This is a genomic window from Microbispora sp. NPDC004025 (assembly GCF_053604425.1).
Genome location: NZ_JBSGHN010000009.1, coordinates 184,323 through 196,528 on the forward strand (window position 1 = coordinate 184,323; position 12,206 = coordinate 196,528).

Sequence of the window (12,206 nt, forward strand, 5' to 3'; positions counted from 1 at the left end):
GCTACGCGGCGACGGCGTGGGGTGTCGTCGTAACCCGATCATGGGGTCATGCATACATTCTGGATCGGTCCAGCACGGCAGCGTTGATGTGATCGAGATCCAGCGGGGAGCAGAAGACGGAGTGATCGTAACTGTACGACGGGGAGGCGCCATGGCATAGTGACCAGCAAACGTGCTTAGGGGGTTACCGCCATGGATGACGTGCTCGACGCGCGGGTGCCGCACCAGGAGCGGGTGCGGGGGACGATACGGGCCGTCACACCTGACCGCAGCACTCGCAACACCGCGGTCCTGGTGGCGTTCACCGCCATCACGAACCTGGCCGACGGTGTCACCAAGGTCGTCCTGCCCCTGGCGGCGATCCCGCTCACCGATTCGCCCGCGCAGGTGGCGGGGGTCGGCCTCACCCTCACCCTCCCGTGGCTGTTGATCGCGCTGCACGTGGGCGTACTGGTGGACCGCTTCGACCGCCGCCGGCTGCTGTGGCTGGCCGACGGCGCCCGGATCCTCGTCGTCGCCGTCCTCCTGGCCCTCGCCCTGCGCGACGCGGTGACCCTCCCCGCCCTCTACGTCGCGGGTCTCGTCCTGGGCGTCGCCGAGGTCGTCGCCCTCACCTCCGCCGCGACGCTCGTCCCCTCCGCGGTCAAACCGGCCGCGCAGGAGCGGGCGAACGCCTGGCTGGCAGGTGCGGAAACCGTGTGCAACGAGTTCTGCGGGCCCTTCGTGGGCGGGCTCCTGGTCACCGCCGGCACCAGTGTGGCGCTGGGCTGGACCGGTGCCGGCTATCTGATCGGCACGCTGATCCTGGTCCTCCTCGTCGGCCGTTTCCGGCCGCGCAAGGACGACGCGCGGCCGACCGGCTCGGTCAACCAGCGCATTGCGGAAGGCGTCTGTTTCCTGTGGCGGCAGCGCGTGCTGCGGCTGATGGCGCTCGCGCTGACCGTTCTGTGTGCGTGCTGGGGGGCATGGCTCGCCCTCATGCCCCTGGTCGCCACCTCGCTCATGCACCTCAGCGCCCGGGAGTACGGCATCCTGGTCAGCGCGCTCGGCGTGGGCGGCCTGGTGGGCGCGCTCACCGTCACCGGCGTCAACCGGCTGCTCGGCCGCCGCTGGTCGATGTTCGCAGACCTCGTCGGCACCGTGGCCATGGTGGCCGCCCCGATCTTCTCCACCAACCTGTGGGTGGTGGCCACCGGTGCCTTCCTCGGCGGCATGGGCGGCATCCTGTGGACGGTGAACGCACGCACCATCAGCCAACGCCTCGTCGACAGCTCCATGCTCGGCCGGTACCACGCCGCGGCCAGGCTCTTCAGCTGGGGCGCCATGCCACTGGGGGCCGGGCTGGTGGGCCTGCTCGCCGAATGGTGCGGCATGCGGACGGCCTTTGCGGTCTTCGCGACGGCCACCCTGCTGACCATCATTCCGTTCCTGCGGACCATGACTCCCGGGGCGTTGGCCGAGGCCGACAGGGCGTGACCGGCATCGCCGGATGCGGCACTCCGGCCCTAGGCACGCCGTGACGATGTCCACCTGTGCCTCTGCCTCCTCGCTGTCGTAGCCACTGACGAGGAGCTTGGTGTGGGGGCTCAGCGGGCCGAAACGCGGCACGTGGTCAGCTCGGCCTGTACAAGCGTGGTCAGCCGCGCGACGCGCCCGGGCCGCAACCGGATCGTCCGGGCACGGCCGGTGCGCAATTCGGCGGCGGCCTGGGCGAACCTGGCGGCCGTGTCGCTGGTCTTCTCGTAGGTGACCCGCCAGGCCGGCCTTCGATCACGCCAGGCGGGTGATCCCGCGCAACGACCTGCTCACCTCGGTGGCCGGGCCGGGGTCGTGGCCGTCCCAGCAGCTTGATGCGCCCGCTCAGTTGTCGAAGGCCCATACCGCGGCGGCGATCGGCTCGAGCCCCGCGGCCAGTTCGTCGAGCTCGTCCGAACTGAGCACGTCGTACGCCGGCGCGGCCAGCTCGTCGGTGAGGGCCTCGATCCGCTGCCTGGTCTCCCGGACGGCGTCGGTGAACCCGCCGGCGGCGTCCACGAGGCCGCGGTCGCGCAGCCCGTCGACCACGGCTGTCAGCCGTGCCTTGGGCAGGTGGTGGATCCGGCCGAACTCCTCCGCCCTCATTCCGAGGGAAACAGCCATGAGGACGTGGGCCTCGGTGCCGCCGATGCCGTGGACGAGAAGGGCGGCGTTGTGGCCGTCCCCGCGGTGCTCCCGCAGCAGCGTCGCCGCGTGCCAGAGCCTGGCCACAGGTTCCTCGGGCACGTCGAGCGCCCGCAGCCCGGCGTACAGTGGTCGGCCCTCGGTCGGCGCGCTGACCGCTGCTCGGGTGGCGAGGTCGGCGGCCCGCACCAGACCGGGCGAGTCGGCGAGCTCTCCGATCATTTGCCGCAGGGCGGCGGTGCTGCCCCGTTCGCGCACGGTGATTGCCTCCTGCGGGGTGACCTTTCCCCACACCCAGGGGATGTGGCGTGCCACCTCGCCGTCGGCGAAGTTGTAGAAGACCGCGTGTACCACCTCGGCCGGTGCCGACCCCAGCGGTGCGGCCCGGCCCGCGAAGTATCCGTCCCAGTAGTTGCGCATGCCCAGGGCCAGGAACGCCTCGTTCACCACCCCGGAGAAGGTGACGGTGGCGATCGGCTCGACGAGCTCGAACATGCGGTGGACCTTGGCCTGTGAGTGCTGCTGCATCGGTCGGCATCTCCCTTGGTCGTGACAGCTGGTCGTGACAGCGCCCTCGTGGGCCACTGTTCACCCTGGCTACGAACGACGCGGCTTAGATACGACAACTCCGGTCGATAATTTCCCGGTCGAGTCCGGCGACCAGGCGGCGGCGACGCCGCGGTCGCGATGTTCCGCGACCAGTACCAGCGAGGCGGTCAGGTAGGCCTGCCTCGCATCCTGGGTCGCGAACTGCTCGGTCATAGGCCCATGAAAGGCTTCCGAGCCGTCGCGCAGACCTGCGCGCGGGAGCCGCCGAGGGTGACGGCCCGGACGCCCGGCGGGGCGGCGAGGGCCCCGCCGCCGACGGTCCGGCCGCCGCGTTCTCGGTGTCCAAGACGGTGATCTCGTTGCTCGTATCGCGGGCTGTCGCGGACGGCACGATCGGGGGCCTCGACCTGCCGATCACCCGGGCGGTTCCCGACGCTCACGCGCCAACCGCTGCAACGGCTGGTGGATCCTCCCCCGCGCGGACGGCGGACGCGACCTCCCCGCGATGGGCGCACACGGTCAGATCATGGTGGTGTCACCGTCCACGCGCACAGTGATCGTCCGCATGGGCGACGACTACCAGACCAACATCCAGATCGCCGCCACTCTCCAGACGCTGGCCGACCGGCTGGCGTCCGGCACCCCCGGCTGATATCCGAGTGCGCAGGCGTACGGGAAGGTGGGCGAGGCGTCAGGACACCGGGAAGAACTGCCGGTCGAGCTCCTACGGCGCGACGGCGAGTTCGAGCCCGGGGCAGCGGCGCAGCAGGGCACCGAAGGCCACCTCGCCCTCCTAACGAGGGCGCGGTCCGGGCTCGCCCGACTACAGGCACGCCGCGTCGGTAGCCTTCTCGATCACGGCGTACTGTTGAGCGGGTTCTGTCCGCTTATTAGCTGTTTGGGGGAATTATGGCTAAGCCAGTTCTGCAGATCGTCATCGCCAGCACGCGTCCCGGGCGTGTCGGGCTGCCGGTGGCGGAGTGGTTCCGCGACCGCGCGGCCGCTCGGGACGCCTTCGAGGTCGAGCTCGTCGACCTGGCGGAGGTGAACCTGCCGTTCCTGGACGAGCCGAACCACCCCCGGCTCCGGCAGTACGTCCACCAGCACACCAAGGAGTGGAGCGCGACCGTCGAACGCGGCGACGCGTTCGTGTTCGTCACGCCGGAGTACAACTACGGCTTCAACGCCGTCCTGAAGAACGCCCTCGACTACCTGCACCACGAGTGGCAGTACAAGCCGGTCGGGTTCGTCAGCTACGGCGGCGTCTCCGCGGGCACGCGGGCCGTGCAGATGCTCAAGCAGGTCGTCACCACGCTGAAGATGGTGCCGGTGTTCGACGCGGTCTCGATCCCCTTCGTCGCCCAGCTCCTCGACGAGGAGGGCCGCCTGCGGCCCAACGACGTCATGAACTCGGCGGCGGACACGATGGTGGCCGAGCTGGAGCGGCTCTCCACCGCGCTGCGGCACCTGCGCCCCGCCGCCTGAGGCTCACCCCGGCAGTGAGCCGGTCACGGGGTCCCGGCGCGTGAGGCAGTAGACGCCGCCCGCCGGGTCGCGCATGACGAGCCAGTGCCGCCCCCGCGACACGAGCACCGCGCCGTGCCGCTCGTGCCGTACGCGAGCGGCGTCGGGGTCGGCGCAGGCCAGGTCGACGTGGGCGGACCGGCCGGGCCCCTCGCCGAGCCGCTGCAGGAGGATCCGCACCGGCATCCCCGGCATCGCCAGCACCGTGAACTCGGGCAGCGAGCCCCGGCGCGGGGGCCACCCGGTCAGCGCCGCCCAGAAGGCCACTTCCTCCTCGTACGCGCCGGGGGCGATGTCGAGGCACACCTGGTCGAGGCGGGTGCCGGCGAAGACGGGCGGCCGCCGCGTCGTCCCCTCTCCCGGGACGAGACAGAACGCCCTGCCCTCCGGGGAGCGCAGCACGGCCCAGTCGCCGTGGTCGTCGGCGACGGCGGCGCCGAGCGCCACGGCCCGGGCCATCGAGGCACGGACGTCGTCCACCTCCAGATCGAGGTGGGCGCCGCCCCCGTCGCCCACGGCCTGGATCTTCACGCAGGCGTCGCCGGTCTCCGGCAGCAGCGTGGCGAACTCCCCGTCGCCGCCCCGCCGCGGCGACAGGCGCGTGCCGGTGACGGCCGTCCAGAACGCGGCGGCCTCCTCGAACCGCTCCACGGGCCTGTCGATGAAGGCCAGCACGCGGCGCACCGCCATCAGGGAGCCTCATCGAACAGCGGAAGCAGCGCCTCGGCCAGGTCCGCCGGGGTGCGGTAGACGACTCCGGTCATGCCGAGCGCCCTCGCCGCGTCGACGTTCTCGGTCCGGTCGTCGACGAACAGGCAACGCGGGGCGGGGACACCGGCGCGGCCGGCGGCGATCTCGAAGATCCGCGGGTCGGGCTTGGCGACCCCCACGTCGTAACTGCTGACGACGTGGTCGAAGGCGTCGTGCAGCTCCAGCTCACGCAGGTGGGCGGCCAGCTCCGAGGTGGCGTTGCTGACGAGCACGACGGGGACGCGGGCACGGGCCCGCGTGAGCAGCGCGAGCACCTCCTCGTCCGCCCACGTGCGGGCCGCCAGCCAGTCGGCGGTCAGCGCGCTCGCCCGTGCGGGCGAGCCCACCAGCTCGGCGAGGACGGGAACGGCCGACGCCAGCCACTCCTCGCGGGTCACCAGCCCGGTCAGGGCCGGGACCACCAGCGCCGACCCGCCGGTCACCCGGGCCACCGTCCCCGGCTCCACCCCGTACGCCCGCTCGGCCTCCGCCTGCTGCTCGGCGTCCTGGAATTTCACGACACCGTCGAAATCGCACAGCACCGCGTCGAAGGGTTTGACCGCCACGCTCCGAGCCTACGACCCGAGCCCCTCGTACAGCGCGATGTGCCGCTCTGCGGCGGCCGGCCAGGTGTGGCGTGCGGCGAGCTCCCGGCCCGCCGCGCGCCTGCCGGGATCGGCATGGTCGAGGGCGTGGGCGAGCTCGGCGGCGAGGGCGCCGGGGGTGGCGGCGAAGCGCGCGGCGGAGCCGAAGACCTCGCGCAGGACGGGCAGGTCGCGCGCCACCACGGGGACGCCCGCCGCCAGGGCCTCCATCGCGGCGAGCCCGAAGCCCTCCTTCACCGAGGGGAAGGCGAAGGCGCCCGCACCCGCCACGAGCGGCGGCAGGTCCGCGTCGGAGACCGGGCCGAGCACCGCCGGCTCGACGCGGAGTTCGGCCGCCCGGGCCTCCCACCGCGCGCGGTAGTCGCGGTAGTCGAAGAGCGTCTCACCGCCGGCGATCACCAGGCGGACGTCGGGACGCGCCTCCCGCAGCAGCGCGTACGCCTCCAGCAGGTCGAGCGAGCCCTTGCGCGGCTCGATGCCGCCCACCGTCAGGACGTACGTCCCGAGCCGCCGGCGCCACATCCGGGTGGCGACCGGATCGGCGGACGCGAAGCGGTCGTACGCGACGCCGTTGGGGATCACCGCCGCCGTGACGCCCCACCCGGCCGCGAGCTCGGCCGCCACCGACTCCGACACGCAGACGTGCGCGTACGGCGTGACGATGGCGCGCTCGTGGCAGGCGGCCAGCTCGGGCGTGGTGAAGTGGTCGACGTGATGGACGGTCCGGACGCACCGGCCGGCCGCGTTGGCGCTGATGCAGTCCTGGGCGTGCACGACGTCGTAGGACGCCGCCTCCGGTGCGAACGCCCTGCGCAGCACCGCGATCGACCGCAGCACGCGCGGGCCGACGCCCTCCCCGGGGATGCCGGGGAACGGCACGACGCGCAGCCGCACGGCCGGGTCGACCGGGCGGAAGAACCCCGAGTCGCCGCCCCGGCCGAGCGTCCACACCGTCACGCGCTGTCCCGCCGCCGCGAGCGCCTCGGCGAGGGCGAGGGTGTGCACGACCCCGCCGCGGGGCTTGGTCGAGTAGCTGAGCAGCGCGATTCTCACCCTCGTGCCTCCCGGTAGACGCCGGCCCTGCGCTCGCGGAGGTGGTGGAGGATCCGCCGGGCGCGCTCGATCTCGGCCGCGACGTCGAGCTCGGCCACGGCCAGCCCGGCCTTCGACCAGGTGCGGGCGAGCACGTCGCCGCCGGGGCCGACGACCTTGGCCTGGCCCAGGAACCGCATGCCGCCCATGACGCCGGTCTGGTTGGAGGAGGCGAGCACGACCTGGTTCTCGGCGGCCCGCGCCTGGTCGTACAGGTCGAAGAGCCGCGACTGCCGGTCCTGGGCCATCCGGGGCGCGCGGTCGGTGACGCTGGCGGGCCACGCCGACAGGCACGCCAGGATCTGCGCGCCGTCGAGCGCGAGGCTGCGGGCCGACTCCGGGAAGGTCTTGTCGTAGTCGATCAGCATGCCGATCCGCCCGGCCGGGGTGTCGAAGGCGTCGAACCGGTCGCCCGGGCCGTAGGCCGCGGTCTCGCCGGCGGGCAGGTGCACCTTGCGGTGCAGGCCGAGCACGCCGTCGCCGCTGACGCACGCGGCCGCGTTGTAGCGGACGTCCCCGCCGTCCTCGCAGAAGCCGACGCACACCACCATCTCGGCGGCCAGCGCCGCCACCCGCGCGATGACCGGGTCGTCCGGCTTCAGCGCGGGCGGCAGCGCGTCGGGGTCCGGCCGGCGCAGGTCGGCGAGGTAGCCGCCGAGCGCGGCGTCGGGCAGCACGAGCAGCCGCGCGCCCGCGGCGCGGGCGTCGCCGATCAGTTTGGCGATGCGGGCCAGGTCGAAGGCGAGGTCGCGGCCGAAGTGGGCGGCCGCCGCGGCGATCCGCAGGAGGCTCATGTCCCGGACGCCGCCCCGTACGTCTCCGGGCGGCGGTCACGCAGGTGGCCCATCGACCGGCGCGCGGTCTCCAGCGCCCGCGGCACGTCGATCTCGGCGACCGCAGTGCCGGGCCCGACGCCCGTCGCCGAGACGATCTCGCCACCGGGGTCCACGACCTTCGCGCTGCCGACGAAGCGCAGCGACCCGAACGTGCCCGCCTGGTTGGCCGACAGCCACACGATCTGGTTCTCCAGCGCCCGGGCCCGGTCGAACAGGTCGAAGCGCCGCTTCCAGCGGTCACGCTCCAGGTCCCGCGCCGCGTTCGTGCGCGAGCCGGGCCAGGCCGACACGCACACCCCGATCTGCGCGCCGTCGAGGGCCAGCGCGCGGGCGGCCTCCGGGAACGCCTTGTCGTAGCAGATCATCATGCCGATCCTGCCGACCGGCGTGTCGAAGGCGCGGAAGCCGTCGCCCGAGGCGTAGCTGGCGTTCTCGCCGAGCGGCTGGTGGACCTTGCGGTGGTTGCCCAGCACGCCGTCGCCGCTGACGCACACCACGCTGTTGTAGCGGGCGCCGCCGCCGTCCTCGCAGTAGCCCGCGACCACGACCATGTCGCCGGCCAGGGCGGCCAGCCGCCGGATCTCGGGACCGTCCACGGCGAGCGCGGGCGGCCCGGCGTCCGCCGCGTCGCCGTCGAGGCTGAGCAGGTAGCCGCCGAGGCACGCCTCGGGCAGCGCGAGGAGCCGCACGTCCTCGTTGCGGGCCTCCTTGACGAGGCGTTCGGCGATCGCGAAGTCCTCCTCGAGGTCGCGGCCGAACCCGGCGGACACCGCCGCCATGCGCAGGACGCTCACGCGATCCCCAATCCGGTCACCGGGCCGCCTACGGCCTCCGTGACCTGTCCGTCGGGCCAGCGCAACGAGACGCCCCGGCCCGTGGTCAGCTCCCCGCACACCGCCGAGGCGGCCGGTCCCGCCGGAAGCGCCGGCGCGCCTGGCTCGTCCGCCGTGAGCATCGCGAAGCCGGGGAAGCAGGTGAGCCAGTCGCCCATGGAGGCGGCGGCCGGGCGCGGCACCGCGGCCACGTCCAGCACGGCCGCGCAGCCGCTCGCCTCGGCCAGCATGCCGAGCGTGCCGGCGATCCCGGCCATCGACACGTCCTTGGCGGCGGCGGGTGCGCCGGCCGCGACCGCGCCGAGCATCGCGCGCAGCTCGCCGGTACGCCGGGAGGTGGTGGAGTCCCATTGGCGGCCCCGGTATCCGGCCCGCCAGCCGCCGCCGAGGTCCGCGGTGAGGCGCACGGCATGACCCGGGCGCCCGCCGCCCCCCGGCACGGGACGCGCGGCGCGGCCGAGCGCCGTCACCGACAGCGCGGCCGGCACCCCGAGCTGCGTGTGCCCGCCGAGCACCGGCACCCCGTACGCGCGGGCGGCCCGCGCGAGGCCGTCCAGCACCCGGGCGGCGTGCGCGGCGTCGGGGGCGGCGAGCGCGTCGAGCAGCCCCGCCGGAGCGGCGCCCATCGCGGCCAGGTCGTTCAGGTTGACCAGGACGGAGCACCACCCGGCCCACTCCGGGTCGCGTTCGACCATGGACGGCACGATCGCGTCGCAGGCGGCGATAACGTCACTGCCGGGCACCGGCGCTCCGTCGTCGCCGGTGAAGCCCGGGCCGCCGAGGGCGTGCGTGGCCTGCCCGGCGAGGGCCGCGAGCAGCGGGCCGAGCGCCGACTTCGCCGCCGCGGCCTGGGCCGCGATCCGGCCGATCGGGTGGCGCATCAGCACGTGCGGCGCGCCGGCGACCGTCACCGGCCGCTCCCGCGTCCAGCCCAGGCGGCGGAAGAACGCCTCGGCCCCGGCCCGCACGGTCGCCTCGAACCGCAGCACGCCCTCCGCCTCGGCGCGGGCGCACGCGGCCCGCACCAGCGCCGCCCCGGCGCCGCCGACGCCGCGCGCGGCGGGCGCCACGACCAGGCGCCCGCCCGTCCACCAGCCGATGTCGGGGCCGTCGCAGGCGGGCCCGAGGCGCACGCCGCCGACGACCGTGCCCGCCGGGTCCCTGGCGACCAGCGTGACCGTGCGGGGGTCGTCGTCCCTGTCGTCGAGGTCGTGCCCGTCGAACAGCCCCTGCTCCCGGACGAACACCTCGTGCCGCAGCCGCCGGTAGGCGCGCAGCGCCGTGGTGTCCGCGGCCTGCTCGATCCGCAGGCCGGGCCGGCGGGCCAGCGTGCTGTGGTCGCCGAGCAGCGCGAGGATGTCGGGTGGATCGGCCGGTGCCGGGGCCCGCGTGTTCCCGTCGAGGTACATCGGCGCCTCACCCGCCCGCCGCGCTCAGCACGCCGCACGCCCCGCAGGCCGCGCAGCCCGCCCCCTGGTCGGCGCCGCGCATGCCGGCCGCGCGCAGCAGCGCCGCCACGCCCTCGGTGACGTACGTCAGCAGGGCGGCGCCGGGCGCCTCGATGCCGTCGCGGGCGGCGAGCGTGCCCCGCATCGGGCGGAACGGGACCACGAAGGGGTAGACGCCGCGCCGGATGAGCCGGCCCGCGCCCGCGATCAGCTCGTCGGGGTCCTCGCCCAGCCCCACCAGCAGGTACGTCGAGACGCGGTTGTGCCCGAAGACCCGCACCGCCTCGTCCCAGGCGGCCTCGTACTCGGCGAGCGGCACCGACGACTTGCCCGGCATCCAGCGCCGCCGGACCTCCTCGTCCAGCGACTCCACGTGGATGCCGATCGCGGTGGCCCCGGCCTCGCGCAGCGCGCCGATCCAGGCCAGGTCGCCCGGCGGTTCGCACTGCACCTGGATCGGCAGGTGCGGGACGGCGTCCAGCACGGCGCGCACGCACCGCACCAGAGTGCGCGCCCCACGATCGGGGCCGGTGGTCGTGCCGGTGGTCATCACCATCTGCCGTACGCCGTCGAGCCGCACCGCCGCCTCCGCCACCTCGGCGAGCTGGGCGGGCGTCTTGGCGGCGACCGTGGCGCCCGACCGCAGCGACTCCTCGATGGTGCAGAAACGGCAGCGGTCGGCCTCGCCGTACCGGACGCACGTCTGCACGACGGTCGTGGCGAGCACGTCCGCGCCGTGCAGCCGGGCTATCTTCTCGTAGGGCACGCCGTCGGCGGTGGTCAGGTCGTAGAACCTCGGCCGTCGCACGGGCACCAGGGAGACCCCGGTGTCCTGCTCGCCGACCCAGACCGTGCCGTCGCGCACCGTGTAAGGGCTGCCGGGATCGACGGGCAGCGCCGCGCCGGCGCCGTCGACGAGGACGTGGCCGTCGCCGCTGGGTCCCGCGCCGTCCGGCCGCCGTACGGGCGTGTCGAAGGCCACGCCGCGCAGGGCCAGCTCGGCGCGGGTCATGATCCGCAGATCGACGGTCACGGCACTACAGCTGGTAGGTGGAGTTGATGACGGCGCCCTTGCGGGCGTAGTGGATCAGCGCGTCCTGCACGTCCAGCGGATGTGTCGGGATCACGCCCTCGATGAGGTCCTCCTCGCGGGCGCCGTGCAGGGACAGGCCGAACCGGCAGCAGTAGACCTTCCCGCCTTCGGCGATGAACGTCTTGAGCTGGTTGTTGATGTTGTGCTCGCCCGGGAACGCCGAGTTGCCGGTCGTCGGGAAGCCGCGGGTGGCCAGGCAGTTCAGCGAGCCCGGGCCGTAGAAGTAGATGGCGGTCTCGAAGCCCTTGCGCAGCGCCCGGGTGGCCTGCAGCACGGCGACGAAGCTGACCGACGACTCGTGCGCGATGCCGTGGACGAGCGTGAAGTACGACTCGCCGTTCTCGGCCTTGTAGTCGGGGAACACCTTGGTGCTGCCGTAGATGCTGGAGCCCTCGGGCAGGGACGGGTGGGGGATCTCCTCGATGCTCTTCTTCTCGAGGTCGGTCATGTCGACGGACATCTGCTGCTCCTTCGGGTAGAGGTGGGTCAGTCGTAGAGGGAGGCGAAGGTGTCGTGGAAGACGAGCGCGCCCAGCTCGCCGTCCCCGGCCGCGGCGCGCATCCGGGCGTGCTCTCCCGCGAAGTCGCCCCACGGCTGGTCGCTGGCGAACAGCACGCGATCGTGCCCGAAGCCGCGCCGCTCGATCTCCCGGGCCAGCCAGTAGGGCGCGAAGCCGATGGCCCAGGACAGGTCGGTGTAGACGCGCTTTCCGGCCGCGATCCAGTCGAAGAACCGGGAGCCGGTCAGTTTGATGTGACCGCTCATCCCGCCGCCGAAGTGCACGAGGTGCACCGGCACCCGGTCGGCGTACCACTCGACCAGGTGCCCGACCTCGTCGACGTCCGAGGCGGCGCCGGGGGAGGTGTGGACGTGGACGACCAGGCCGTGGCGTTCCGCCGCGGCGAAGATCCGGTCGAGTCCCGGACGGCAGGCGGGGTCGGCGGGGCGCCCGCCGAGCAGGAAGCTCAGCTTCAGCGCCCGAACGCCCCGCTCGCCCGCCAGGCCGAGGGCGCGAGCGGTGCGTTCCTCGTCGCGGGGCAGCGGCGAGACCCACAGCCCGGCCCGGATCCGGTCGTCGGCCTGCGCGGCCTCCAGGACGAGGTCGTTGAGCGCGAAGGCGACCGCCGGGTCCGGCACGCCGTAGTTGGGCAGCACCAGCGCACGCTCCGTGCCCTCCGCGTCGAGGTCGGCGATCAGCTGCCTGACCGTGGCACGCGCGGTGACGTCGGGGTTCACCGCGGGGCCGCCGTAGAAGGGATGTGCGGGCAGCACGCCGATGTGGCGATGCGCGTCGAAGACCGTGCCGCGGACCATGG

General features: G+C 73.8%; 14 protein-coding genes. 3 read left to right on the top strand and 11 right to left on the bottom strand.

From position 1 onward, the window contains the following. The first annotated feature begins 192 nt into the window (after positions 1–192). Positions 193–1,476 (top strand): MFS transporter, encoded by a 1,284-nt coding sequence (locus ACWEQG_RS22965; protein WP_452287540.1) that lies wholly within the window; start codon positions 193–195, stop codon positions 1,474–1,476. Positions 1,477–1,860: 384 nt separating this feature from the next. Here the strand turns inward: ACWEQG_RS22965 and ACWEQG_RS22970 are convergent, their stop codons facing one another. After that, a complete protein-coding gene (locus ACWEQG_RS22970; protein WP_452287542.1) occupies positions 1,861–2,688 on the bottom strand; it encodes an SCO6745 family protein in 828 nt (275 codons plus the stop codon). A gap of 69 nt (positions 2,689–2,757) precedes the next feature. Beyond that, complete coding sequence (locus ACWEQG_RS22975) at positions 2,758–2,922, bottom strand: hypothetical protein (RefSeq protein WP_452287544.1); 165 nt, start codon at positions 2,920–2,922, stop codon at positions 2,758–2,760. Positions 2,923–3,235: 313 nt separating this feature from the next. Between ACWEQG_RS22975 and ACWEQG_RS22980 the strand changes: the two genes are divergently transcribed. Both ACWEQG_RS22980 and ACWEQG_RS22985 read left to right on the top strand, forming a co-directional pair. Next, a complete protein-coding gene (locus ACWEQG_RS22980) occupies positions 3,236–3,361 on the top strand; it encodes a hypothetical protein (protein WP_452287546.1) in 126 nt (41 codons plus the stop codon). A gap of 257 nt (positions 3,362–3,618) precedes the next feature. Further along, positions 3,619–4,194 (top strand): NADPH-dependent FMN reductase, encoded by a 576-nt coding sequence (locus tag ACWEQG_RS22985; RefSeq protein WP_452287548.1) that lies wholly within the window; start codon positions 3,619–3,621, stop codon positions 4,192–4,194. A 3-nt stretch (positions 4,195–4,197) separates the two neighbouring features. On the opposite strand, the gene ACWEQG_RS22990 is transcribed toward ACWEQG_RS22985, so the two are convergent. Genes ACWEQG_RS22990 through ACWEQG_RS23030 form a run of 9 tightly spaced genes read right to left on the bottom strand, consistent with a single transcriptional unit; the run spans position 4,198 to position 12,204 of the window. Beyond that, complete coding sequence (locus ACWEQG_RS22990; protein WP_452287550.1) at positions 4,198–4,923, bottom strand: VOC family protein; 726 nt, start codon at positions 4,921–4,923, stop codon at positions 4,198–4,200. After that, complete coding sequence (locus ACWEQG_RS22995; RefSeq protein ID WP_452287552.1) at positions 4,923–5,549, bottom strand: HAD-IA family hydrolase; 627 nt, start codon at positions 5,547–5,549, stop codon at positions 4,923–4,925. Before ACWEQG_RS22995 ends, ACWEQG_RS22990 begins: the two co-directional genes overlap by 1 nt. Before the next feature lie 9 nt (positions 5,550–5,558). Continuing rightward, entirely contained in the window at positions 5,559–6,641 is a 1,083-nt protein-coding gene (locus ACWEQG_RS23000) for an MSMEG_0565 family glycosyltransferase (RefSeq protein ID WP_452287554.1), read from the bottom strand. Further along, positions 6,638–7,474, bottom strand: coding sequence for a carbon-nitrogen hydrolase family protein (locus ACWEQG_RS23005; RefSeq protein ID WP_363467452.1), 837 nt, complete (start codon positions 7,472–7,474; stop codon positions 6,638–6,640). Before ACWEQG_RS23005 ends, ACWEQG_RS23000 begins: the two co-directional genes overlap by 4 nt. Further along, a complete protein-coding gene (locus ACWEQG_RS23010; protein ID WP_452287556.1) occupies positions 7,471–8,310 on the bottom strand; it encodes a carbon-nitrogen hydrolase family protein in 840 nt (279 codons plus the stop codon). Before ACWEQG_RS23010 ends, ACWEQG_RS23005 begins: the two co-directional genes overlap by 4 nt. Continuing rightward, positions 8,307–9,758: an MSMEG_0567/sll0787 family protein gene (locus tag ACWEQG_RS23015; RefSeq protein WP_452287558.1), complete on the bottom strand. Its 1,452-nt coding sequence runs from the start codon at positions 9,756–9,758 to the stop codon at positions 8,307–8,309. Before ACWEQG_RS23015 ends, ACWEQG_RS23010 begins: the two co-directional genes overlap by 4 nt. A 7-nt stretch (positions 9,759–9,765) precedes the next feature. Next, complete coding sequence (locus tag ACWEQG_RS23020) at positions 9,766–10,830, bottom strand: MSMEG_0568 family radical SAM protein (RefSeq protein ID WP_452287560.1); 1,065 nt, start codon at positions 10,828–10,830, stop codon at positions 9,766–9,768. Between the two features lie 4 nt (positions 10,831–10,834). After that, entirely contained in the window at positions 10,835–11,350 is a 516-nt protein-coding gene (locus ACWEQG_RS23025) for an MSMEG_0572/Sll0783 family nitrogen starvation response protein (RefSeq protein ID WP_346229950.1), read from the bottom strand. Between the two features lie 26 nt (positions 11,351–11,376). Next, positions 11,377–12,204: an amidohydrolase family protein gene (locus tag ACWEQG_RS23030; RefSeq protein WP_452287562.1), complete on the bottom strand. Its 828-nt coding sequence runs from the start codon at positions 12,202–12,204 to the stop codon at positions 11,377–11,379. Positions 12,205–12,206 lie beyond the last annotated feature (2 nt).